Origin of the sequence: Micromonospora sp. CPCC 206060 (assembly GCF_036906895.1) — a bacterium.
GTDB lineage: Bacteria > Actinomycetota > Actinomycetes > Mycobacteriales > Micromonosporaceae > Micromonospora.
In genome coordinates this window covers 13,863-37,444 of the sequence record NZ_JBAKHU010000035.1, presented here as the reverse complement: position 1 = coordinate 37,444, position 23,582 = coordinate 13,863, and the positions used below count along the sequence as shown (strand labels likewise).

Below are 23,582 nucleotides of genomic sequence, written 5' to 3'. Positions count from 1 at the left end.
GGTCCGAACAAGGAGGAAGGAAGTCATGCAGGCCAGTTTCGACGCCACCGGCGAGGTGCTCGTGGTCACCGGGGGCGCCAACGGCATCGGCGCCGCCCTCGCCCACGCCTACGCCGACGCGGGCGGTACGGCCGTGGTGTTCGACGTGGCACCCGGGCGGCCGCATCCCGGCGGGCGGGTGCACGAGCACCGGGTGGACGTGTCCGACCGGGACGCGGTGCACGCTGCGGTGGCCCGGGTGCTCACCGAGCACGGCCGGATCGACGCCCTGGTGGCCGGCGCTGCGGTGCAGCCCCGGTGCAACGTGGTCGACATGGACCCCGAGCAGTGGCGCCGCACGCTGGCGGTGAACCTGGACGGGGTGGTCTGGTGCGCGCAGGCGGTCCTGCCGGACATGATCGCCCGCCGCTCGGGCGTGGTCCTGGTCTTCGCCTCGGGCCTGGCCACCGCCGGCCGGGCGCAGGCGTCGGCTTACGCGGCGAGCAAGGGGGCGTTGATCGCCTTCGCCAAGTCGCTCGCCGCCGAGGTCGCCGAGCACCGGATCCGGGTGAACACCGTCTTCCCCGGTGTGGTGGACACCCCGCAGTTCCAGCAGGCAAACCCGACCGGCGGCGAACGGGAACACTGGGAGCGGGCCACCGGCATCGGCACGCCGGCCGACGTGGTCGGCCCGCTGATGTTCCTGCTCTCACCCGCCGCGACCATGACCGGATCCACCCTCACCCGAGACCGGGCGTACCCGAGGAGCGAGGCGAAATGAGCAGCACGACCGAGCAGTTGCCGGTGGGTGTCGTCGGTGCCGGGCCGGTCGGCCTGGTCACCGCGTTGGGTCTGGCCCACTACGGCGTGCCGGTGGTCGTCTTCGAAGAGGACGAGCGGCTGTCGCTGGACACCAAGGCCGGCACCGTCCTCACCCGCACCCTGGAGGTGCTGCACCGGTACGGCGCCCTGGACGACGTGCTGGCCGGGTCGCTGCGCATCGACGAGATCGGCGAGCTGGACCGGGCCACCAACACCCAGACGCTCAGCGTCCGGACCGGCGACCTGACCGAGGACACCCGGTTCCCGTTCGTCATCAACATCCCGCAGCACGAGCTGGAGCCGATCCTGCGACAGCGGCTCGACGCCACCGCCCCCGGCGCGCTGCACATGGGGCACCGGCTGCTCGACTTCGTCCAGCACCCCGACCGGGTGGACCTGCGGCTGCGTACCGCCGAGGGGGAGCGGACCGTACCGGTGCGTTACCTGCTGGCCTGCGACGGTGGCCGGTCCGCCGTTCGGGACCAGATCGGCGCGGTGGTCGAGGGCGAGACGTACCAGGAGCGGTACATGCTGGTCGACCTGAGGGTCGACCTAGACGTGGAGAACCCGCGCGACTACCCGTACCTGGCCTACTTCGGTGACCCACAGGAGTGGATGATCCTGGTCCGCCAGCCGCACTGCTGGCGCTTCCTCTACCCGCTGCCGGCCGGGCAGGCCGAGCCGAGCCGGGAGGAGTTGGTCGACAAGGCGCGCCGGTTCATCGGGGACACCAAGACCCTGGAGATCGTCGGCACCAACATCTACCACGTCCACCAGCGGGTGGCCGACCGGTGGCAGGACGGGCGGGTCTTCCTGCTCGGCGACGCCGCGCACCTGATCACGCCGATGTGGGCGCTGGGCCTGAACACCGGGGTCCTGGACGCCTCCAACCTGCCCTGGCGAATGGCCTGGGTGCTGCGCGGCTGGGCCGACCCGAGCCTGCTCGACGGTTACCAGGTCGAGCAGGAGCCGGTCGCCACCAAGGGCTCCGCGTCGATGGCCGCCGCGGCGCGGGCCTACATGGCCCGGCGGGCGGACGACCCGGGGGTGATGACCGCCGGCAACTGGGGCAACGCGTTCACCCGCGCCATGCTCGGGGTACGCCTCGACGTGGACGGCACGGGTGACTGGTCGATGGTCGCCGCCGGTGACGAGCCGCTGCCGGTGCTGGCCGGGGCGCGCAGCCCCGACCTGCCGCTGTTCGGCCAGTCCGGCACGGTGCACCTGCACGACCTGGCCGCCGACGCCTTCGTGGCGCTCTACTTCACCGACCCGCGCCGGGTGCCGGCGCTGCCGCCGCAGGAATCGCCCGCGCTGCGGCACTACGTGGTGAGCCGGTGGGACGCGCCGCACGACTCCGGGCTGCGGGACCGGGCGCTGTTCGACCCGGGGGACCGGGTACGGCGCCGGTTCGGCGTCGAGAACGACACACTGGTGCTGGTCCGCCCGGACGGGCACGTGGCGGCGATCGTCCCGTTCGACCCGGTCTCCGGCGTCGACACGGCCGCCCACCTCTACGCCCGGGTCACCGGGTGCCCACCGCCCCGTGACCCGGCCTGACCACACCCTCGTCTGCGAAAGGGATGACAATGAGTAACTACGGTCACGCGACCGCCCCGGACGGAAGCCAGGTCGAACTCGGTGCCGTCGGCCAGCAGGTGGTCTTCGAGAACGACCAGGTGCGGGTCTGGGAGATCACCCTGGAGCCCGGCGAGCAGCAGCCCTGGCACCACCACCTCAACCCGTACCTGGTGATCGCGCTGGAGGCCGCCGACAACCGGATCGACGCGCTCGTCGGTGGCGACCCGCGCCTGGTGCACGAGGCCATCGGCGGCGTGGTCTACCGCGAGCCGGGGGAGGTCCACATGCTCACCAACAACGGCACCACCCGTTACCGCAGCCGGCTGGTCGAACTGAAGTGCCTGGGGGAGAACCTCGTGGCCGGTCAGGGCGACCGATGACTGACCAGCCGCTGCTCGTACCGGCTCCGCCGCTGCCGGCCGGGGTCGACCCGCAGGAATGGGCCAACAACCTCTCCGAGCCGTCGAACTACGGCGGCGAGGCGGCCGACCGGTCACGGGAGGAACTGGTACCCGGCCCGGACGGCCTGGTGCTGGCCCGGTTCCGCGAGATCCTGCTCCAGACCGATGAGCTGGACTGGGCGGACAAGACGCTGGCCGGTCTCTCGCACAAGGCGCTGTGGCGCGACGAGAAGACCGAGGCGTCCATCTCGCTGATCCGGTTCCGCAGTGGCGCCGGCATCCCGCTGCGCCACTCGCACGCGTCCAACCAGTTCATGTTCTGCCTCAGCGGCCGGTACACCTACCTGCCCACCGGGCTGACCCTCACCCCGGGCTCCTTCTACTGGAACCCGAAGGGCAGCCTGCACGGGCCCACGCTCGCCGAAGAGGACAGCGTCCTGCTGGAAATCTACGACGGGCCGCACTACCCGACCCAGCCGGAGTGGTACACCGATCCGGCGGACGCCCGCTAGCTCCACCTCGGAAAGAGAAAGCGACCATGCCCAAGCAGCAGATTGTTTCCCCCGAGCTGGCCGTCCCGAACGGTCACTTCGCCCAGGCCACGCAGATCAGGGCGCGGGGCCGGATGGTGTTCGTGTCCGGCATGACCGCTCGCAACCGCGAGGGCGGGGTCACCGGCGTCGGTGACATCACCGCCCAGACGCACCAGGTCTGCCAGAACCTGCGCGCCGCGATGAAGGCCGCCGGCGGGTCACTGGAGGACATCGTGCGGGTGGACGTCTACGTCCGCAACATGGAGGACTTCAACGCCATCCACGAGGTGCGCCGGCAGTACTTCACCGGTGAGCCACCGGCCTCTACGATGGTGGAGGTCTCCAAGTTCGTGAACAAGGACTACCTGATCGAGATCAACGCGATTGGCGTGATCGACGACGAGCAGGATGCCCGATGAAGCTCGCCAGCGTTCGTACCGTGACCGGCCGGCGGATCGGGGTGGTGGACGGCGACACCGTCGCCGTGCTCCCCGCTGAGCTGGGCGGACTCGACGAGGCGTTCCGTGGTGGCGCGGACGCGTTGGACGCGGTCCGCGCCGCCGCGCGGCAGGTCGCGGCGGTGCCGTTGGCCGAGGTCCGGCTCGACGCGCCGCTGCGCCGGTTCAACCGGGACATCCTCTGCACGGGCTGGAACTACTGGGACCACTTCGAGGAGTCGCGCGGTAAGCGGGAGGGGCAGGATCCCGCGGAACGCCCCAAGCATCCGACCTTTTTCACCAAGGGCCCGGACACCGTCGTCGGCCCGTTCGACGACATCGCCTACGACCCGCAGCTCTCCGCGAAGTGGGACTACGAGGCGGAGGTAGCGCTGGTTGTCGGGGCGGACTGCCGTTCGGTGAGCGAGGCGGATGCGATGTCGTACGTGGCGGCGTTCTGCGTCGCCAACGACGTGTCGCAGCGCGACCTGCAACGCGCGCATGGCGGTCAGTGGCTCAAGGGCAAGAGCATCGACGCCACCATGCCGCTCGGGCCGTGGCTGACCACCGTGGACGAGGTGCCGGACCCGGCGAACCTGCGCATCCAGTGCGAGGTGAACGGCGTGCTGCTCCAGGACGCCTCGACCGCGCAGATGGCTTTCCCATTCGCCCGTATCATCGCCGAACTGAGTTGGGGGATGACCCTGCGGGCCGGCGACGTGGTGCTCACCGGAACGCCGAGCGGCATCGGGAACGCCCGCGAACCGCAGGTGTTCCTGACCGACGGCGACCTGGTGGTGACCCGGGTGGAAGGGCTCGGTGAGCTGCGTAACCAGGTGCGGCTCACGAAGCTGCACTGATCCCTGACAGATGCGGGGCGGACGCATCGTGGCGCCGCCCCGCACCATTCCACAACGACGAAATTGGTACCATTTCCAGGGCGCGCCGGTGCGTTTGTGGGATCACCCAAAACCCTACGGACCAGGATCATGTCTCGCATGTCCCCGAAGACGGGACGCGGACGGCATCCACCAGCGGCTCTATCCGGAGGCACACCGTGGCAACAGCACATCGTAGAACCGTCCTGAGTGACGCCAGCGATGACGGCCGGGTCAGTGCCGGTGGAGCCGACGGGCAGCACCGCACCCTCGCCGACTCGGCGACCGCGATCCTGCACGAGGCGATCCTCACCGGTCGACTGCCGGCCGGCACCCCGCTGCGGCTCAACGAGATGGCCGACCTGCTCGGCATGAGCATGAGCCCGGTCCGGGAGTCGATCCGGCGGTTGGCCGCGATCGGCCTCGTCGAGGTGGTCCAACACAAGGGCGCCTGGGTGGTGCCGCTGACCGTCGAGGACGCGGTCGACACCCACGAGGCCCGGATCGCCATGGAGACCGCGCTGGTCGAGCGGGCGGCAACCCGGTTCACCGCCGAGGACGCCCGGCGCGCCGAGGCGGCACTCGACGAGCATATCGCCGCGTCCGCGCGCGGCGACGCCACGGCTGCCCGCCGGGCGCACACCGAGTTCCACTTCACCATCTACCGGGCGGCCGGATCGCGTTGGCTGCTGCGCGGTCTGGAGCCGGTCTGGGAGAACAGCGAGCGGTACCGGTTCGCCATGGTCACCCCGACCGCGCAGCACGAGGAACGGGTCCGGGAGCATCGGGCCATCCTCGACGCGTGCGTGGCGGGGGACGTGGCGATGGCGGTGGCCGCCGTGCGGGTCCACATCCAGCACGCGGCCGACCGCGTGATCGGCAAGATGAACACCGACGCGGCAGCGGTGCCCACGGCCCGGGAATAACCGAAGCGCTCGCGTACCGGCAGATGACCACCGGTGTCAGGGCCGGTACGCCGCTGACACCGCCCTCCATCCGGCGGAAACACCTTCCCGACGGGCAGCCCGCCGCCCGGGTGGGCGGCCACGCCAGTCACCATCCCGTACCGTCGGCGCGTGCCGTCGTGACCGCCGGTCGGGCCGAACCGTTAAGGAACCCCCAGTGCCCGGCATCGACATGCACGCCCACCTCGCCCCCGACCTGCGCCCGGCCGACCTCCCAGGGGTCGCGGTCGACGGTGACGGCGCGGCCCTGCTCGGCGGCAAACGGGTCGGACCGGCTGACCTGTACCACCCGGACCGGCTCGAGAACCACCTGGACCAGACTGGGCTGGACGAGGCGATCGTCAGCGTGCCGCCGCCCTTCTACCGCCAGCGGTTGTCCAGGCCGGAGGCGGCGGCGTGGGTCCGGGTGGCCAACGACGGCCTGCTCGCCGTGGTCGCCGACCGGCCCCGGCTCACCCCGCTGGCGTACCTGCCGTTCGAACACCCCGAGGTGGCGCTCGCGGAGTATGACCGGATCGCTGCCGACGACCGCTGGGCCGGGGTGGTCGGCGCCGCCGGTGGCGACGCCGGACCGCTGGACGGCCCGGCGCTGCGCCCGTTGTGGCAGCGTCTCGACGCGGATCGACGCACCCTGCAACTGCACCCCGCGCACTCGGCGGATCCCCGGTTGGAGCCCTACTACCTGGCCAACCTGCTGGGCAACCCGGTCGAGACGGCGGTGGCGGTGGCCCAGCTCATCTTCGGTGGGGTGCTCGGCGGGTACCCGGGCATCCGGTTCGTGCTGGTGCACTGCGGCGGTTGCGTGCCGGCGGTGGTCGGGCGCTGGGAGCGTGGGCACACCACCACCCGGCCGGGCGTACCGGTACTGTCGCCCACCCCCGCCGAAGCAGTGCGCGCGCTCTACGTCGACAACCTGGCCCACGACCCGGCGGTGATCGACCTGGCGGTGTCGGTCTTCGGCGCGGACCGGTTGGTGCTCGGTAGCGACTGGCCGTTCCCGATGGGCACCGACGACCCGGCCGCCACGGTTACCCACCGGGGCGGGAACTACGCCCGGCAGGTGGCCACCGACAACGCGGCGCGTGCCCTGGGACGGGCGCCTGCCGGCCGGTGACGTCGGTCGAGGCAGCGGCGTAGGCACTGGAGTTGCTGATCTCCAGAGTCCTGCCGAACGTTGTCCCCTCGGACATCAGCCTTGGTGAAACTGGGCAGTCCCGTCAGCGAAGGAACATCGTTCCTTGCCATCCCGGGCCGTGTCTTACCGACGTGGGGAACATCAAGCCGCTCGCGAAACGGCCCGCATTGATGTTCGTGACGAGCCAGCCCACGCCGTTCTCATCGATGCTGATCGAGACCAGGTCGGCGCGGCCGTCCCCGCTCAGATCGGTCGGGTAGGGCAGCGTGTTGGCGGTCCAACCCGCGCCCACAGAAGCTCGGGGTCCCAAACTGACGTGGCCAGCAGATAACCCTGGTCCGGCAGCGTGCTGGGAGCGGTGACACCGATTGCGCTCAGTGCCGCCGCGCTGGCGGGCGTCTCACTCGCTCCTCCGACGTAAACGGTTGTTCCGGTGCCCGGATCGGTGGAGGTGATGGTGACGCTCGTGTCGTATGCGGTGAAAGCGGCCACCACGGCGTCAACGGCTGGCTGGTCCGCGACCGCGCCACGAACAAGTGTCACAGAGGCCGGCAGGTCAAGCGGGGTCCCGGTAACGGACAATTCCTGTGGCTGCGGATTGAGGGACGGGGTGGCGGCAGCGCCGCTGGCCGTGGACGGTGGGCACACCAGCGCACCCGCGCCGACAAGAGAGACCAGCGCGCAGCCGGCCACTGAGCGCGGGAAGCGCCAGCGTCCCCGAGAGTAGCTGTGTCGCATGGACGTACTCCTAGGAACTTGAGGATTATGAATGGGAGCCGGTGCGCGTGGGTGCGCAGCGGCTCAAGGAGATACTGGACTAGACCACGCGACTCGTCAATGTTTGCGTCAGGCCGCAGTGATCAGCCTGCGCACCACCTACCGACGCATCCGCGACCACGCCACCCGGCGCCGACCCCGTCTGATCGCCAAGACCGACCCCGACCACGGCACCACCCGCACCAGCATCCGCCGCCGGCTACAAGCCCTGACCCACCGGCAGCGTCCTACTCGCCGAAGACGAAACCTGACTCGTACTACTCGCCAAAGTCCGCGCCTGCTGGATGCCACGCAGGGTTCGCCGAGCCGGCCCAAGCGATCTGAACAGGACCGGCAAAGCGGCTCAGCTCGTCCACCGATCCGCCAACACAACAGCGCCTGTTGACCTCCTAGCCGTTCTGCGGCTCGAGACGGATGCGCGCCCCGTTCCGGCCAGGGGCACGCCCTGTCCAACGGACCCACACCGAGGTCAAGGACGAAAATCCAATCAGAGCCACCGCCCTATTGCCGGTCGCGCTCAGTCCTTGCTGAGCATTGCATCGCCGGTGGACCAGGCGAGCCTGCCGTCGATCATGGTGGCGACCACCCGGCATCCGAGTCGGTGACCGGAGAAGGGCGTGTTGCGTGCTGGACTGGCCAGTCGGGTGGGATCGACCGTCCAGTCGGCTCCGGCGTCAATGAGAAGCAGGCTGGCCGGCATCCCTGGTTGGAGCGGGTCGGAGCCGACGCCGGTCCCCCCGATGGCCGCCGGCCGGATGGCCATCGCCTCGGCCAGCCCGCGCCAGGACATGAGTCCCGTACGCACCATGGTCTCCGCGACGACCGGCAGCGCGGTCTCCAGGCCCAGCATGCCGGGTGGGGCGTCGGACCATGGGCGGTTCTTGGCTGTCGGGGTGTGTGGCGCGTGATCGGTGGCGACCACGTCGATGATGCCCTCGGCGAGGGCGTCGCGCAGGGCCAGTACGTCCTGGATGTTCCGTAGCGGCGGGTTGACCTTGTAACGGGTGTCCCCGGTACGGACCAGCTCGTCGGTGAGCAGGAGATGGTGCGGGGTGACTTCTGCGGTGACCGGCCAACCTCGGGACTTGGCCCAGCGGATGATCTCCACGCTGCCACGGGTCGAGACGTGGCAGATGTGCAGGGGTGTGTTGTCCGCGCCAGCGAGAACGCAGTCCCGAGCGATGATCACCTCTTCGGCCACGTTCGGCCAGCCGGCCAGCGCCAACTCGCGGGCCGGTGCCCCGTCGTTGGCCTGAGCGCCCGGTGTCAGCGGTGACGACTGCGCGTGCTGGGCGATGAATCCACCTGCGTCGGCCGCTCGGCGCAGCGCCTGCCTCATCAGTGCGGGATCCTCCACGCACCGACCGTCGTCGGAGAACATCCGGGTCTTGGCGTGCGAGGCAGCCATCGCCTCGATCGGGGCGATGGTGGCGCCGGCGAGACCGAGGGTGACCGCGCCCACGGGTCGTACCCGGCAGTGGCCGGTGTGCTCGGCGATGTCGGCGACGTGTTCCACCTGTTCCGGGCCGTCGGCCACCGGAAGAGTGTTCGCCATCGCGAACACGGTGGCGTACCCACCTCTGACCGCCGCCAGCGTGCCGGTGGCAATCGTCTCGGCGTCCTCGGTGCCCGGCTCCCGTAGGTGGGTGTGCAGATCCGTGAGGGCGGGCAGGAGGATGAGACCGTGGCAGGCGACGTCGAGGACATCCGGTCCGGTGCTGATGTCGCCATGTGCGGCGATCTTGCCGTTTTCGATCAGCAGATCGATCGGGCGGTCGCCGTAGGGGCGTACGCCCCGGAGCACCGTGCATGGCAGAAGCGGCTGCCGGGACAGTGGCCCTACCGGAACGTCCCAGCTCGGCTCAGCCATTGTCGACGTTCCACCGGAAGACCGGCCCGTCGAGGCAGACCAGGGGAGCTTCCCTGCCCTCTCCCCGTTGCCCGGACGAACATCCGTGGCAGTACCCCAGGCCACACGCCATGTGGGCTTCGACCGAAACCTGCACCTCGGCGCCCCAACGCCGGCCGAGTTCGGCGGCCAGGTCGACCAACCGCTGTGAACCGCAGGTAAGGATGAGTTCCGGGGGGTTGTTGTCCAGCGTTGTGGTGAGCAGTGCGGCCAGGAAGTCGGGCTCACTGGTGGCATCCATGTCGGTCACCTGGTGGAGTTGCCCGGTTCCGCCCCGGCGAAGCACATCGACGCCGACCAGGGCCCCCGGGTGGCGGGCACTGACGACAGCCGTCGTCACGCCGCCCCGGGCGGTATTGGCTGCGGCGACCATGGTCAGCGAGCAGGTGCCGATTCCCCGGCCGAGCAACAGCACGTGGTTGCTGCCGGCAGTGAGGTGGAATCCCTGGCCCAGCGGCCCGGTCACGAGCATGGTCTCGCCAACGGCGAAGGTCGAGAGCTTTCGGGTGCCCCCTCCGAGCACCCCGTACACCACGTCGATCGTGCCCGTTTCCGGTGCCGCGTCGTAGATTGCCATCGGGCGGGGCAGGACGGGGCCGACCTCGTCGGTGCGCGCTGCGGTGAGCATGACGAACTGGCCGGCCTGGGCCCGGGCGGCGATGGTCGGGGCGTGCAGGCGCAGAAAGCGGTACCGGTCGTCGCCGACCGGTTCATGGCGGAGCACCGGTGCGTGGTGCCAGGTGGGTCGGGGGCGGTGTGTCGGTGGCAGATCCAGCGGCACGAGGTGGCCTGCGGTGTTCAGCACGTCGTCTCCACCGTGGTTCCGGAGGCCAGCTCGCGGTCCAGGGCGAGGAGGCTGCGGGCGAGCAGGTCGGTACCGACGGCGAGATCCTCCACGCTGGTCCACTCGTCCGGGACGTGGCTCAGACCGTTCCGGCTGGGTACGAAGATCATTCCAGCCGGTACGACCTTGTTGATCATCTGACTGTCGTGGCTGGCGCCGCTGGGGAGTACCCGGTACCTGGTGCCGGTGGTGGTGCAGACGTCGGCGATCTTGCGACGTAACCAGACCGGCAGCACGACCGGTGAAGTGTCGCCCAACGTCTCGATTTCGAGGGTCAGTCCGCGCCGCTCGCAGATGCTCCGGGCACCGTCCATCAACTCGACCGCGGTCAATCGCTGTCGATCGCTGTCCACGTCACGGATGTCGACGTACAGCCGGGCCGTGCCAGGGATGGTGGTGATCGATCCTGGTTCGAGCTCCAGCCGGCCGACGGTCGCTCGCGTACCGTGATGTCGAGCGTCGGTGGCGATGTCCTCGGCGAGCAGCGTTATCTCGGCTGCGGCGGTCATGGCGTCCGCACGTTGGTGCATCGGGGTGCCCCCGGTGTGCGAGGCGCGGCCATGCAGGTCGATCCGAAGGCGGGTACTGCCGGAGATGAGGTCGACAATGCCCACCGGGATGGCCTGTGCCTCGAGCACGTTGCCCTGCTCGATGTGGAGTTCCACGAATGCCGCCCAGTCGTCCGTGCTCCAGCGCGCCTCCGCGACACGGTCCGGGTCGAGCCCCACCGACCGCATGGCGTCAGCAACGGACACACCACGCGTGTCCCGCAGGTCGGCCAGGTCCGGCGAGTCGAGTAGGCCTGCCGCGATCCGGCTGCCGGTACAGGCCTGGCCGAACCGGGCGCCCTCTTCGCCGGCGAACGCCACGAACCTGATCGGATGCGTGTGTTGCGTGTCGCTCTCCACCAGGATGCGGGCTACCTCCATCGCCGCTACCACGCCGGCGATGCCGTCGAACCGGCCGGCATTCGGCACGGAGTCCAGGTGGGAGCCCGTACCGATGGCGGGGGCTGGCCTGCCGCCCGCAATCTCGGCGTAGCTGTTGCCGGCCGCGTCGGTCCAGGTACGTAGGCCGAGCGCACTGAGCTCGTCGGTGAACATGCGGTGCGCCGCGCGTTCCAGCGGGGTGTACGCGAGCCGGGTCACCCCGTGCGTGGTCTCGCTGTGTCCGGCGAACTCCGTCAGCAGGTGGGTCAGCCGGCCGGTGTCAGCCGGTGGCAGGCCGGTTTCCACCAGCGTCGGGCTCATTGTGGTGCGTCCGTCGTTGTGGTGACGGTGGCGACCGGGTTCCCGTCCGGACCGGCCAGTGCCGGTTCGGGGATGGGCAGGGCTGCCGCGACGGCCACCACGGTCACCTGATCGTTGGCGAGGAGGCGTTGTAGTGTCCGTAGCGGTGCCGGGTCGGACCAGGCCACGGCGAGAAGCGCGGCTCGCGATCCGGCGGTGGGATGCCGACTCAGCGAGAGCAGCCCGGATCCTTCGTAGACCCGTACCGCCGGGATGTTCAGTTCCCGGCACACCACATGGGTCAGCACACCGTCGTCGATGTTGTCCCGCCCGACGATGACATCGGGGTTCTGCGGCCGCAGCCGCTCGGCGAGCATCCGGCCGACGATTTCGACTGCGGCGGTGTCTGCGACACCGCCGTCTGCCGCTGCCCGTCGCAGTTCGTCGACGGCGGCGGCGAGTCGGTCCGGAGATGGTGGGTAAGTCGTCATCGCGGTCTCAGCTCCATTTGGGTAGGTGGTATACGCGCGGGTTCGGCGACGCGGTGCGCCCCCGGTCTGTCAGGCTGTCGCCTGGCTGGCGTCCGTTCGGGCGCGCGACCGCGCCTGGTCGGGTATCTGCAGGTCGAGCGGGGTGTACAGGGCCTGGACGGGGCAGTTGGCGGCGGTATGGCTCCGGCCCCGGCTGCGGTCGACGGCGGCCAGTACGCCCGGCACCACCGCGCCGAGGTCACGCAGTGCGCGCACCGCGACCGCAGTGTGCGCGCCCGACACGATCACGTCCTCGACGAGGATGACCCGTTCGCCGGCGTGCAGCTCGCCCTCGACCCGTGACCCGCCCCCGTCCTCGAGGCTGCGGATCATGGCGAAGGGCAGGCCGGTCTCCAGGGACAGCGCGGTGACGAGCGGCATCACCTGCGTCCGGGCGGCCAGCCTGTCGGCGGTCGCGTCCACCAGATCCGCCAGCAGGGCAGCCATCCGGCGGAGGATCGTCGGCCGGGTTTCGAACAGAACAACGTCGATGTACGTGTCGACAGGCTCGTTCGCGTCGAGCATGAACTCGCCCGGTAGGCACGCCGCGGCGCGGAGGTCTCGCGCCAGTTCCGTCCAACGTTGGTGGCGGCTCTGGAACATGTTCCGCCGGTTGGTGCCGGTGTCCACAGCGCTGTCAGCGCGGATCATGGTCTTCCTCCGAGGCTGGTCGGTTCGGTCGTGGCTTGTCCGGCTGATCGTTGTGTGACCGACGGTGACGACGGGAACCGGCTGATGTAGCCGAGTTCAGCGCTGAGCCGAGCTGCCGTGGTGAGCACGAGGTGGATCGCTCCTGCCCGGGCCACGGGGTCGCGCATCCGGTCGGCGGCTGCGGCCAGGGTGAGGCTCGCACAGGTTGTCCCGGTGGACGTCCGGATCGGCGCTGCCACGGCCCACACTCCGCGGTCCAACTCGTCGTCGCACACGTCGTACCCGCGTGCCCGGACGACCGCCAGGTGTTCGATCACGGCATCGGGGGTGGCCGGGGTGTCCGGGGTGAAGGGAGTGAGCGGGCGGTCGGCGAGCAGGGCGCGGGCTTTGCTGGTGTCCAGGTCGGCGAGGAGCGCCCGCGCGGAGGCGGCGGCGTGAAGGGGCATCTCCTGGCCGATCCGCACGAACAGGCGTAGCGGGTGCTTGCTCTCGATGAGCGAGATGCAGACCACCTGGCTGCCGACCAGTTCGGAGAGGAAGACCGTCTCGCCGGACTCGGCCGCGGCTGCGACGACTGCGGGGTGTGGCGCGGTCAGGGTCGAGGTACGCCGGTTGTTCTGCTCGGTCAACTGCCGGGCGGCAGGTCCGAGGAAGTAACGTCGGTTGATCGGTGACCGGGTGACGAATTCCTGCTCGGTCAGGACGGCCAGCAACCGGTGGGCACTGCCCAGCGGGATGTCGAGCATCGAGTGAAGATCCCCGATGGTCATCCCGTCGCCGTGGCGGGCGATGGCGCGAAGTATTTCCAGGGCTCTGACAACCGGCTGCACGATCTCTCCTTCGACAGGCGCTCGGGCGCGAAAGCTCAGACTCGTAACGAGCCGATGACGTCCGAAACGGTCATCGTGCCCGATGCGGCGAGCAGGGGTCCGAGGCCCCGGACGATCTGCGCCATGGCGTACGGCCGGGTGAAGTTGGCGGTTCCGACCTGGATGGCGGTTGCCCCGGCGAGCAGGAACTCCAGGGCGTCCCGGGCGGTGGTGATGCCGCCACAGCCGATGACCGGGATGTCGACCGCCTGGGCGGCCTGCCAGACCAGGCGTAGCGCGATCGGTTTCACGGCCGGCCCGGAAAGCCCACCGACACCGTTGCCGAGTACGGCCGAGCGGTGGGTGACGTCCACGCTCATCGCCGGGAAGGTGTTTGCCACGGTGATGGCGGTGGCTCCGGCGTGCTCCGCGGCGCGGGCGATCTCCGCGATCGAGGTGACGTTCGGGGTGAGCTTGACGAACACCGGTACGTCCGAACGGGCGACCACGCCCGACACGACCCGCTCCACCGTGGTCGGATCGGTGCCGATGGCCAGACCGCCGTGCTCCAGATTGGGGCACGAGACGTTGACCTCGACCGCGGTGGCGCCGTGTCCGGCCAGTTGATCTGCCGCTGCCCAGTACTCCGCGACGGTGAGCCCGCCGATGCTGATGATGGTGGGCACGCTCGTCGCCAGGTACTGCGGAAGCACCTGTGCCCGGAACTCGGCGATGCCGGGACTCGGGATACCGACGCTGTTGAGCATCCCGTCGGCAGCCTCCGTGATCCGGTGTGCGGGGTTGCCCGACCGGACCGTGGCGAAGACGGTCTTGGTCACCAGGGCGCCCAACTCGTGCACCGGCAGCAGAGCGCCGAGTTCGGGGCCGAAGCAACCGGACGCCGGCATGACGGGATTGTTCAGCCTGATGTCACCCATCGTGACGGACAAATCGACCGCCACTGGGTCGCTGGTGGCCCAGAAATGGTCTCTTGAGTCCGCCTCCGCCGTCGGGGTGACGGCAGCCTCGCCCAGAGTGCCGGATGAGGCGCACAGCATTGTTTCCTCCACGCGGATGAACGCCTTCCACTTGGGAAGAGCCGACTATGCGCCATGGCTCGACGTTCGTCAAGGGCTGCCGCCGCTTGCTTCCGGCTCGGGGGTGCGATGGGCCAGGTCGATCATTTATCCAGCTTGAGGGGCTGAGGCGGCTCCGCGGTGACCCCGCTTGGCAGCTCCGGACGGGACCTGATGGCATGCGTGGTCGGGGCGCCCACCGGGTGGGGTGTCCCCCCGGACGGGCTCGCCGCATCGTCGACCTTGGATCAAAAGACGCTCCGGATTTCCGCTGAGGCGAAGCAGGCCTTCGGCTTGAAGAGGCAGCGGCGAGGCGCGCCCGGCCGCCTGAGACGTTGCCGCAGCGACACCAAATCATCTACACGTGTTGACTACACGTTGTGATGGACATATCTTCGGTTCTTCCTTCCCCCGGAGGTGCTGATGAAGGTGACCCGAGCCGACGTGGCCAAGCGGGCACAGACATCCGCCGCAGTGGTCAGCTATGTGCTGAATGGCGGACCCAAACCCGTGGCCCCAGCGACCCGGGCCCGGGTCGAGGCGGCCATCCAGGAACTCGGCTACCGCCCGAACCGGGTCGCCCAGGCACTGCGTCGTACCCGCAGCGGGTTTCTCGGCCTGCTGATGCCGGACGGCGGCAACCCGTTCTTCGCCGAACTGGCGCATGCGATCGAGACCGAAGCCGCGCGGCGCGGCAAGCTGCTCTTCCTGTTGCACTCCAACGGACGGGAGGAGGGGGAACGGCTCGCCGCCATGGGCGACGTGCGGGCCGAGGGGGTGTTGTGGGTGCCCCGTCACGAGAGCCCTTCGAACGCACTCGCGTTGGCTGACGCCCCGTGCCCGGTGGTCGTAATCGACCGCGTGCCGCCGGAGGCCACCAGCGGACACGACTCGGTCGCGGTGGATCACCACGAGGGTGCCCGTCTGGCCACCAGCCATCTACTCGGGCATGGCTTCCGGCAGGTGTCGTGCCTGTCCGGCCCCAGCGAGACCGTCGTGGGACGGGAACGGGCCGCCGGCTGGCGGCAGGCACTACGGGACCACGACATCACCGCCGAAGCGTGGGAGGTGTCGTCGGACTTCACGCCGGACGGCGGACGGTTGGCCGGTGCCCAACTGCTCGACCGGTTGACACTGCCCGCCGCCGTCTTCGTCGCCTCGGATCGGCAGGCACTGGGCCTGCTGCGCGCCGTGCGCGACCGAGGGCTCGACGTGCCCCGCGACGTCGCCATCGTCTCCTTCGACGGGACCGACGTCAGCGCCTACACCACACCGCCGCTGTCCACCATGCGGCAGCCCCTGTCCCTGCTCGCCGCCGAGGCGCTGACCCTCATGGAGGAGCGCATACGCGATCCGTACCGACCGGCGAGGCACGTCAGCCTGCCCGCCGAGCCAATCTTCCGATCGAGTTGTGGATGTGAACAGAAATGAGTGCGCCAACCGGAAGTTCCGTCGACAATCAGACAACCACGGCGGCAACGGTACCAACCGGGACGCTGCTACAGATATCAGGCATCAACAAGGAATATCGATCCGAGCGCGGCAAGGTGGTGCACGCGCTGCACGATGTGTCGCTCGACGTGCGGCAGGGTGAAATCCTGGCGATCATCGGCGCCTCGGGATGCGGCAAGTCCACCCTGCTCCGGATCATGGCGGGCCTGGATTCTGTCACCTCCGGCAAAACGATCTGGTCGCGCCAGCCGACGCCGGGGCGGGACATCGGCTACGTCTTCCAGGAGTCGGTGCTGCTGCCATGGCGCACCGTCCTCCGCAACGCCGCCATCGGCCCCGAGACGTTGAAGATCCCGCGCCAGCAGTACGAGCCGCGGGTGCGCGAACTGTTGAGCCTGGTCGGCCTGACGGACTTCGCCGATGCGCTGCCGCGCGAGCTGTCCGGCGGCATGCGCCAGCGGACCTCGATCGTCCGGGCCCTCGCGCACGATCCGGCGCTGCTGCTGATGGATGAGCCCTTCGGCGCGCTCGACCAGATCACGCGGGAGAAGCTGCACGATGACCTGCTCAGAATCTGGACCGCAACCGGCAAGACCATCGTCTTCGTCACGCACAGCGTCGACGAGGCGGCGTACCTCGCCGACCGGGTGGTCGTGCTGTCACCGCATCCCGGCCGGGTCCGCGCGGTCCACGACGTACCCCTGCCCCGGCCACGGAACGCGGAGACCAAGCTCGACCCACGGTTCGCAGAGTTCCAGGCCCTGCTACGGGGGGAGCTGTGACGGCCCCCACCTCGGCGCCCGAATCGATGGTCGCCGCGTCGCAGGCCCAGACGGCGGGTACGGGGCGACGACGGTCCCGCCGCCTGCCGATCGTGCTCAAGCCCTTCGTCGCGCTGCTCTACGTCCTCGTCATCGTGGCCGTCTGGGCCGGGTACCAGACGGCGGCGGATGTCCCGCGATTCCTGTTGGCCAGCCCCACTGAGGTCGGGTGGCAACTGGTGGACCTGGCAGGGGACGGAACGCTCTGGACCCATCTGGGCTACACCGTTCGCAACATCGGGCTCGGCTTCGCCATCGGGGCCCTGGTCGGTGTGCTGCTGGGAGTGCTCGTGTCCCGATCACAGGTCGTGGACGCGATGATCTACCCGTTCCTGGTCGTCTTCCAGGCGATGCCGAAGATCGCACTCGCCCCCATGTTCGTCCTCTGGTTCGGCCTCGGTCTGACCAGCCAACTCATTCTCATCGTGAGCCTGTCATTCTTCCCGATCCTGGTCGGCACCGTGACCGGGCTCCGGCAGGTGAACTCCGGGTACCAGGACCTGGCCACGATCATCGGGATGAAACCGGTCGCCAAGCTGTTCCGGATCGACATCCCGGCGGCGTCACCGTCGATCTTCGCCGCCGCGCGGGTTGCTGCGGTCGACGCCATGACCGGCGCCGTCGTCGCCGAGTGGATCTCGTCAAGCCAGGGACTCGGCTATCTCCTGGTGGAGGCCAACTCGTCGTACCAGGTGCCCACCCTGATGGCCGCGATCGTGGTGATCGTCGCCGTCGGAGTCGCCCTCTACCAACTGGTCACCTTCGTGGAGACCCGCGCCCTGTCCTGGCGCGACCCTGTCTCGGCCTGATTCCACGCCAACGCAATCGGGCTCTGTCCACCATTTCCCCCACACTGATTCGAGGTAGCGCCATGCGTCGCATCAACCGCAGATCCATCCTCGCCGGTATCGTTGCCGGCGCCGTCATCACGGTCACCGCTGCCTGCGGTGACGTCGAGCCCCCCGCGACAGGCGGCACGGACGGCGGCACAACAAAGGTCAGCATCCAGATCGACGGCGCCGCCGCGCCCTACTACGCACCCCTGTACTGGGCGAAGGAGCAGGGGTACTTCGCCCAGCAGAAACTTGACGTCGAGTTCCTGTACGCCGATGCCGCGACGATCACCAAGAACGTCGCTGCGGGCAACGTGCAGTTCGGCTTCCCGAACGCGGACACCGTCATCCAGGCCGTGGCCAACGGAGTGCCCGACGTCGTGGTGCACACGACATACCAGCAGGGCATCGGTGCCCTGCTCACCCTCGCCGGTTCCGGTATCACCAGCCCCGCACAGCTGAAGGGCAAGACCGTCGCCGTGACCAGTCTCGGCTCGCCGAACTACGTGCAGCTGACGGCGATGGCCGCATCAGCGGGTCTGGACGTGAAGAAGGACATGACCGTCAAGGTGGCCGGCACCGGGGCGATCGTCTCCGCCCTGCAGAACAAGGAAGTCGACGCGATCGTCTTCTCCCGGCTGCGCTACTACACCCTCAAGGCGGCGGGGGTTCAGGTGAACCAGATCCTGTCCAACGAGTACCTGCCCTCGTTCGGCAACGTGGTGATCGCCGGTCAGCAGTACGCCCAGGAGAATCCGCAGGTGGTCAAGGGATTCACCACCGCACTGAACACGGCACTGCAGGATCTCATCGACGGCAAGCTGCCGGCTGCCGTCACGATGTCGGTCCAGAAGTACGCCCCCAGCTTCGCCGGTCAGGAGCAGGCCGTGACCGAGGTGATGCAGGAGGTGTTCGTCAAGGAGCTGTGGCAGAGCGAGGCGACCAAGGCGAACGGGCTCGGCTACGGTGACCCGGCTGCCTGGCAGAAGGCGGTGGACGCCCAGAAGAAGTACGGCCTGATCAAGGGCGACGTACGCGCGACGGACTTCGTGCGGAAGGCGTCCTCGTGACCGAACGGCGACTCGGTCGGCTCCCCCGCACCCTGCTCGGTGCGACCTCGGTGGTGGCGTTCCTGCTGATCTGGCAGGGCTACGTCAAGGCCGCGGACGTTCCGGCGTACACCCTGCCGGGGCCGGTTGAGGTCGTGCGGTACGCCGGGCAGCTGCTCGCTGGCGACCAACTGCTCGTCCACATCAGGGTGACCGCTGCCGAGCTGGTGCAGGGCGTCGCCATCGGACTGACGGTGGGCGTACTCGCCGGAGTGATGACGGCCCGTTGGCGTTGGCTGGAACGACTGGCAATGCCACTACTGGTGCTGATCCAGATCACACCGAAGATCGCGATCGCGCCGCTGCTGGTGCTGTGGCTCGGCCTGGGCGTGACGAGCAAGATCACACTGGTCGCCCTGGTCACCTTCTTCCCGGTGCTGGTCAACACGCTGGCCGGGCTGCGGGATATCGGCACGAACTACCGGCACCTGTGTCAGGTGCTCGCCATGTCGGGAACGCAGCGGTTCTTCCGCGTCGAGTTGCCGATGACACTTCCGCACATCGTCGTCGGGCTGCGGCTGGGTGCGCTGGCCGGCGTGACGGCTGCGGTCATCGGTGAGCTGATCGGTGCCCAGGCCGGACTCGGCTTCATGGTCGCTCAGGGCCAGGAAACCGACAACGTCCCGCAGTCCATGGTCGGGCTGCTGTTGCTGAGCATGCTGGGCCTGCTCGCCTGGTCCGGCATCGGCACGGCCGCCAGCTGGTTGCGTACCCGTTTCGGTGTCGCGGGTGCCTGAGCAGGCACCGCCGCGTCCCGGCCACAGCAGCGCCGTGGCCGGGACGCGCCGGCGGATCGTGGTCGACACCGACGGCGGCGTGGATGATCTGGTGGCGCTCGCCTGGCTACTCGGCCTGCCGGAGGTGGATGTTCCCGCGGTCGTCGCGACCGGCGGAGCCCGCACGGTCGACGTCGTCGGAGCCGCGGTCACCCACGTCCTGAAGACGCTTGCCCCGGTTCGTCGACCGCTGCTGCTGCGGGGCGCCGAGGTGACGCCGGCGAGACGGACCTCGGTGCCGTCCGGAGTGCACCTGCACGGTGAGTACGGGCTCGGAACGCTCGTGCCGCCGTGCGGACCCGAATTCGGCGGCGGGGTGGAGGGCGAGGCGTTACCGCCACACACCGACTACCTCGTGCTCGGCCCGTGCACCACGGCGGCGCGGATCGCCAACCAAGGCGGCCACCGACCCGGGGAAGCCTGGCTGACCGTCATGGGCGGGGCGTTCGCACTGCCCGGCGTGGTGCAGGGGGCCGAACCGAACTTCGCGCGGGATCCCCACGCGGCCCGGCTGCTGTTCACCAACCCGCCCGGCAAGGGCGTACGGATCGTGCCGACCGACGTGACCACCCAGGCGAGGTGCCCGGACAACGCTGTGCGGTACGCGCTCGCTGGCGGGGAGGGCTGGCTCAGGTTACGGGCACAACTGCTGGCGTACTACTGGTCCGCGAGGTCGGCCCGGTACTGCCACGACCTGGTCGCTGCGGCTGTCGCCGTCTGCCCGGGCCTGGTGACGGCCGAGGTCGCGGCTGCGGTGACCGTCGACGAGAACGGTAGATCAAGCATGACCGCCGCAGCGGGCTCGGCGGTGCGGGTGGTACACGGTCTGCACAAGGCCCGGTGGCGGGCAGTCGCGCAGGGATGGGCATTGAACAGGGAGATGGCAGCATGCTGAACGAGCCGATGATCGCTGTGGTCGGCAGTGCCAACCTGGACCGGTTGGTGGTGACCGACAGGCTGCCCCGTCCCGGCGAGACGCTGACCGCGCGGGAGTACTGGGAAGGCGTCGGCGGCAAGGGCACGAACCAGGCGATGACGGCGGCCACGCTGGGGGCATCCGTCGCCTTCGTCGGCTGCGTGGGCGACGACGCCGCCGGTGACCTGGTCCGGCAGCGGCTTGCGGAACGGGGCGTGGACGTGTCCGGGATGATCGTCGTCGGTGGAACCCCTACCGGAACAGCCCTGATCACAGTGGATGGTCAGGGAGAGAACGTCATCGTGGTGAGCCCCGGGGCCAACGCCGCCCTCGACCCGGTCTGCATCGACCGCCAACGCGGCGTGATCGGGGCGGCGGCGCTCACCCTGATGCAGTGTGAGGTCGGGATGCCCGCCCTGGAACGAGCCGCCGAACTGGCCGGCGGGGTGCTGGTCGTCAATCCCGCACCCGCGTGCCCGCTACCCGAGACGCTCGCGCGTCGGGTGGACATCCTGGTGCCGAACCGCACCGAGCTGGCGCTCCTGGCCGGGACGTCCATCCCCGAACGGTTGGACGATGTTACGGGCGCGGTGGGACGTCTCGGTCTCGCTGCCACCGTGGTGGTGACCCTCGGGGCGCAGGGCGCCCTGGTGGTCGAGCCCGACGGCCAGGCCACACACGTGCCGGCGCATCCGGTGCAGGCGATGGACACCACCGGCGCGGGGGACTGTTTCTGCGGAGCCCTCGCCACGGCACTGGTGGCGCGACCCAATGAGACCGTCATCGAAGCGGCCCGCTGGGCGGTCGTGGCGGCGGCGTTGTCGACCCGGGGAAGAGGCGCCCAGGGCGCCCTGCCGGTCAGAGCCGAGGTGTCCGACGCGATGGGCGGGCTGCGTGAGGTGCCGGTCGGTACGGGCGGTTGACACCGTTGCGGCGCTACCGGGACGGGTACGTCGAAGCGCGCGTCGTGGGTGAGCACGCAGAGCACTGTCCGGCCGTCGACCAGCCCGGCGCGTACCTTGGAAGGTCGTGGTTGCGCCGAGCGGCTTCGGCGCGGGGCCGGGCGCGACGGGGCGGCGGAGGCCATGGCATCGTCCTCATCGGACCGCTGTGCCAGGTCACCGCTTCGAGCCCGCCGGGCGGCGCACTATTGCTGGCCACACCTCTGTCCACACTGGTTGAACGGGCCGGAGGTTGGGTGCGTCGAAATCAGATTGTCATCCATCCAGATCTGGCCCGGGCAGAACAATGTCGATATGGCTACCGGCTAATTGCTGCCGATGATCACTTCGTCGTCGGTCGCCTTCCCTGCCCCGAGAACAGGAGGACCCGCTCGTGGTTTCTCCCGCCGATCCGACGGTCACCAGCGACGATGTCGAGCCGCAGCGGCCCATTCCGCGCTTCCTGACCGAGTTCACGCCCACCCGGTGGCGCCGTCGACTCAGTCCCTTCTCCCGCGTACCCAAGCACTCCAAGATGGGCGAGACCTGGCACGTGGCGGCGAAGACCGCCCCGCACGAGCTGGTCATCGTCGACCGCCCGCCGGACATCGACCCCGAGGGGGCCGAGTCCCGCACCTACACGCAGTGGGCGGAGCTCGTCGACCGCGCCGCGGCCTGGCTGCACAAGGCCGGCGTACGGCCGTGGGACCGGGTGGCGATCCTCAAGGCCAACCACCTGGACATCGTCGTTCTCGGTTGTGCCATCGCCCGGATCGGTGCGATCCCCTGCATGTTCTCCGGTTCCTACGGGCCGGAGGCGATGATTCCCATGCTCGAGCGGCTGGAGCGGCCGTTCCTGCTCACCGACCAGAAGCACATCGACAGGTGCGGCATCACCCCGGAGGTGGTGGCCGAGCTGACCGTACGCACGATCAGCGTCGACGCGGTCCCGGACCGGCCGGACGTACTGCGCCTCGACGACTTCAAGGACGCGCCGCCGGTCCAGCCGAACATGCGCGAGTTCAAGGAGCCGGTGGTCATCACGCACACCTCCGGCACCACGGGCGTCCCGAAGCTGGTCATGCACTCCGCCGAGTCCATCTACGCGATGGCGATCGTGGAGACCGAGCGGTGGCCCAGGTTCGGGCTCCGGCGCAGCGACACCGTGGCGTTCTGCGACCCGTACACGCACGAGCGGCTCACCACCATGCAACTGGCGATGGCCGCCGTCGGTCCGCGGGTGATCTACCTGTCCGACCCGCTCTCGCCCCGGGTCCGGGAGTTGCTGGCCGAGCACAAACCGACGCTGGTCGAGGCGCTGCCGAACATCTACCTCGCCTGGGAGCCGCTGACCCGCGACCCGGCCGGCCTGTTCGACAACGTGCGGGAGTACGTCAACTCCTTCGACGCCATCCACACCCGGACCATCCGGACGTTCATGGCCGCCACCAAGCGCCGGTTCCCGATCTGGGTCCAGTCGTGGAGCCAGAGCGAGAACGGTGCACTGTGCATCCGGCCGTTCTTCCGGTTCGTGGTACGCCGCAAGGGGCACCGGCCACCGCCGACCCAGCTGATCGGCTGGCCCATCCCGTTCCACGCGAAGATGCGGGCGGTGGACCCGGCGACCGGCAACGAGGTTCCGCGTGGCCAGGTCGGCCTGATCGAGATCGACCAGCCGGGACGGTGCCTCGCCTACGTCGGCGAGCAGGACCGGCACGACCTGAAGTGCAACGGCAGCTGGTGGAACACCGGCGACCTCGGGATCATCAACAAGTGGGGCGCCGTACGGATCGTGGACCGGGAGATCGACCGGATCCCCGGCGGCAGCGCGATCGAGTTCGAGGACCTGATCCTCGACCGGATCGACTATACGACCGAGGTCGTCGTCCTTCCGGTCGCCGGTGACCTGCCGGTCCCGGTGGTCAGCACGATGGACGACGTGCCGCTGGACCGGGCCGACTGGGAACGGGCGGTCGCCGACCTGAGCCCGATGGCCCCGCCGATCCAGATAAAGTGGGACGAGTTCCCACGAACCGGCACGTGGAAGATCCGCCGGGTAGCGCTTCGGGAGAAGCTGCTCTCCGGCGCCCAGGCGATCGGCATCGGTCGCTGGACCTGACCATCGTCACCGTCTGATCCACATCGACCGCGGCGCCGGATGCCGGCGCCGCGGTCATT

General features: G+C 69.4%; 25 protein-coding genes and 1 pseudogene. 18 read left to right on the top strand and 8 right to left on the bottom strand.

Annotated elements, in window-relative coordinates; translation table 11 throughout:
- Positions 1 to 25: 25 nt before the first annotated feature.
- The 8 genes from V6U90_RS21020 to V6U90_RS20985 all read left to right on the top strand — a co-directional run bounded on the left by V6U90_RS21020 (position 26) and on the right by V6U90_RS20985 (position 6,710).
- Positions 26 to 760 (top strand): SDR family NAD(P)-dependent oxidoreductase, encoded by a 735-nt coding sequence (locus V6U90_RS21020; protein WP_334439270.1) that lies wholly within the window; start codon positions 26 to 28, stop codon positions 758 to 760.
- Positions 757 to 2,361: an FAD-dependent monooxygenase gene (locus tag V6U90_RS21015; RefSeq protein ID WP_334439268.1), complete on the top strand. Its 1,605-nt coding sequence runs from the start codon at positions 757 to 759 to the stop codon at positions 2,359 to 2,361. Before V6U90_RS21020 ends, V6U90_RS21015 begins: the two co-directional genes overlap by 4 nt.
- Before the next feature lie 29 nt (positions 2,362 to 2,390).
- On the top strand, positions 2,391 to 2,762 hold the full coding sequence (locus tag V6U90_RS21010; RefSeq protein WP_334439265.1) for a cupin: 372 nt from the start codon (positions 2,391 to 2,393) through the stop codon (positions 2,760 to 2,762).
- Positions 2,759 to 3,295, top strand: coding sequence for a cupin domain-containing protein (locus V6U90_RS21005; RefSeq protein ID WP_334439263.1), 537 nt, complete (start codon positions 2,759 to 2,761; stop codon positions 3,293 to 3,295). The genes V6U90_RS21010 and V6U90_RS21005 overlap by 4 nt, the downstream gene beginning before the upstream one ends.
- A 26-nt stretch (positions 3,296 to 3,321) precedes the next feature.
- Positions 3,322 to 3,735, top strand: a complete 414-nt coding sequence (locus V6U90_RS21000) for a RidA family protein (RefSeq protein WP_334439261.1) — start codon at positions 3,322 to 3,324, stop codon at positions 3,733 to 3,735.
- Positions 3,732 to 4,613, top strand: coding sequence for a fumarylacetoacetate hydrolase family protein (locus V6U90_RS20995; protein ID WP_334439259.1), 882 nt, complete (start codon positions 3,732 to 3,734; stop codon positions 4,611 to 4,613). Before V6U90_RS21000 ends, V6U90_RS20995 begins: the two co-directional genes overlap by 4 nt.
- Before the next feature lie 197 nt (positions 4,614 to 4,810).
- Complete coding sequence (locus tag V6U90_RS20990; RefSeq protein WP_334439257.1) at positions 4,811 to 5,557, top strand: GntR family transcriptional regulator; 747 nt, start codon at positions 4,811 to 4,813, stop codon at positions 5,555 to 5,557.
- Positions 5,558 to 5,753: 196 nt separating this feature from the next.
- The gene (locus V6U90_RS20985) at positions 5,754 to 6,710 is read left to right on the top strand and encodes an amidohydrolase family protein (protein WP_334439255.1); all 957 of its coding nucleotides are present in this window, start codon (positions 5,754 to 5,756) and stop codon (positions 6,708 to 6,710) included.
- 103 nt (positions 6,711 to 6,813) lie between these two features.
- On the opposite strand, the gene V6U90_RS20980 is transcribed toward V6U90_RS20985, so the two are convergent.
- Positions 6,814 to 7,023: a hypothetical protein gene (locus V6U90_RS20980; protein WP_334439254.1), complete on the bottom strand. Its 210-nt coding sequence runs from the start codon at positions 7,021 to 7,023 to the stop codon at positions 6,814 to 6,816.
- Positions 7,024 to 7,590: 567 nt separating this feature from the next.
- On the opposite strand from V6U90_RS20980, the pseudogene V6U90_RS20975 reads away from it, so the two are divergent.
- Positions 7,591 to 7,756 (top strand): annotated as a pseudogene (locus V6U90_RS20975) (IS630 family transposase); the annotation flags it as partial.
- A gap of 269 nt (positions 7,757 to 8,025) precedes the next feature.
- Here V6U90_RS20975 and V6U90_RS20970 read toward each other — a convergent pair.
- From V6U90_RS20970 to V6U90_RS20940, 7 genes are all read right to left on the bottom strand, one after another.
- Positions 8,026 to 9,378: a dihydroorotase gene (locus tag V6U90_RS20970; RefSeq protein WP_334439252.1), complete on the bottom strand. Its 1,353-nt coding sequence runs from the start codon at positions 9,376 to 9,378 to the stop codon at positions 8,026 to 8,028.
- Entirely contained in the window at positions 9,371 to 10,222 is an 852-nt protein-coding gene (locus V6U90_RS20965; protein WP_334439250.1) for an iron-sulfur cluster-binding protein, read from the bottom strand. Before V6U90_RS20965 ends, V6U90_RS20970 begins: the two co-directional genes overlap by 8 nt.
- Positions 10,216 to 11,511 (bottom strand): Zn-dependent hydrolase, encoded by a 1,296-nt coding sequence (locus V6U90_RS20960; RefSeq protein ID WP_334439247.1) that lies wholly within the window; start codon positions 11,509 to 11,511, stop codon positions 10,216 to 10,218. The genes V6U90_RS20965 and V6U90_RS20960 overlap by 7 nt, the downstream gene beginning before the upstream one ends.
- On the bottom strand, positions 11,508 to 11,981 hold the full coding sequence (locus V6U90_RS20955; protein ID WP_334439244.1) for a hypothetical protein: 474 nt from the start codon (positions 11,979 to 11,981) through the stop codon (positions 11,508 to 11,510). The genes V6U90_RS20960 and V6U90_RS20955 overlap by 4 nt, the downstream gene beginning before the upstream one ends.
- Positions 11,982 to 12,050: 69 nt before the next feature.
- Positions 12,051 to 12,650 carry an orotate phosphoribosyltransferase gene (locus V6U90_RS20950; RefSeq protein WP_334439242.1) on the bottom strand — a complete coding sequence of 200 codons (600 nt, stop codon included), beginning with the start codon at positions 12,648 to 12,650 and terminating at the stop codon, positions 12,051 to 12,053.
- A 17-nt stretch (positions 12,651 to 12,667) separates the two neighbouring features.
- Positions 12,668 to 13,501 (bottom strand): IclR family transcriptional regulator, encoded by an 834-nt coding sequence (locus tag V6U90_RS20945; protein ID WP_334439240.1) that lies wholly within the window; start codon positions 13,499 to 13,501, stop codon positions 12,668 to 12,670.
- Positions 13,502 to 13,536: 35 nt separating this feature from the next.
- Positions 13,537 to 14,388 (bottom strand): dihydroorotate dehydrogenase, encoded by an 852-nt coding sequence (locus tag V6U90_RS20940; protein ID WP_334439238.1) that lies wholly within the window; start codon positions 14,386 to 14,388, stop codon positions 13,537 to 13,539.
- On the opposite strand from V6U90_RS20940, the gene V6U90_RS20935 reads away from it, so the two are divergent.
- The 9 genes from V6U90_RS20935 to V6U90_RS20895 all read left to right on the top strand — a co-directional run bounded on the left by V6U90_RS20935 (position 14,387) and on the right by V6U90_RS20895 (position 23,523).
- Entirely contained in the window at positions 14,387 to 14,677 is a 291-nt protein-coding gene (locus V6U90_RS20935; protein ID WP_334439236.1) for a hypothetical protein, read from the top strand. The genes V6U90_RS20940 and V6U90_RS20935 overlap by 2 nt on opposite strands.
- Positions 14,678 to 14,979: 302 nt before the next feature.
- On the top strand, positions 14,980 to 15,987 hold the full coding sequence (locus V6U90_RS20930; RefSeq protein WP_334439233.1) for a LacI family DNA-binding transcriptional regulator: 1,008 nt from the start codon (positions 14,980 to 14,982) through the stop codon (positions 15,985 to 15,987).
- 119 nt (positions 15,988 to 16,106) lie between these two features.
- Positions 16,107 to 16,790 carry an ABC transporter ATP-binding protein gene (locus V6U90_RS20925; RefSeq protein WP_334439230.1) on the top strand — a complete coding sequence of 228 codons (684 nt, stop codon included), beginning with the start codon at positions 16,107 to 16,109 and terminating at the stop codon, positions 16,788 to 16,790.
- Positions 16,787 to 17,638: an ABC transporter permease gene (locus tag V6U90_RS20920; protein ID WP_334439227.1), complete on the top strand. Its 852-nt coding sequence runs from the start codon at positions 16,787 to 16,789 to the stop codon at positions 17,636 to 17,638. The genes V6U90_RS20925 and V6U90_RS20920 overlap by 4 nt, the downstream gene beginning before the upstream one ends.
- Before the next feature lie 62 nt (positions 17,639 to 17,700).
- On the top strand, positions 17,701 to 18,732 hold the full coding sequence (locus tag V6U90_RS20915) for an ABC transporter substrate-binding protein (protein ID WP_334439224.1): 1,032 nt from the start codon (positions 17,701 to 17,703) through the stop codon (positions 18,730 to 18,732).
- Positions 18,729 to 19,508, top strand: a complete 780-nt coding sequence (locus V6U90_RS20910) for an ABC transporter permease (protein ID WP_334439222.1) — start codon at positions 18,729 to 18,731, stop codon at positions 19,506 to 19,508. Before V6U90_RS20915 ends, V6U90_RS20910 begins: the two co-directional genes overlap by 4 nt.
- Positions 19,501 to 20,442: a nucleoside hydrolase gene (locus tag V6U90_RS20905; protein ID WP_334439220.1), complete on the top strand. Its 942-nt coding sequence runs from the start codon at positions 19,501 to 19,503 to the stop codon at positions 20,440 to 20,442. Before V6U90_RS20910 ends, V6U90_RS20905 begins: the two co-directional genes overlap by 8 nt.
- On the top strand, positions 20,436 to 21,386 hold the full coding sequence (locus tag V6U90_RS20900; RefSeq protein WP_334439218.1) for a ribokinase: 951 nt from the start codon (positions 20,436 to 20,438) through the stop codon (positions 21,384 to 21,386). Before V6U90_RS20905 ends, V6U90_RS20900 begins: the two co-directional genes overlap by 7 nt.
- Before the next feature lie 412 nt (positions 21,387 to 21,798).
- On the top strand, positions 21,799 to 23,523 hold the full coding sequence (locus V6U90_RS20895; RefSeq protein WP_334439216.1) for a class I adenylate-forming enzyme family protein: 1,725 nt from the start codon (positions 21,799 to 21,801) through the stop codon (positions 23,521 to 23,523).
- Positions 23,524 to 23,582: the final 59 nt, after the last annotated feature.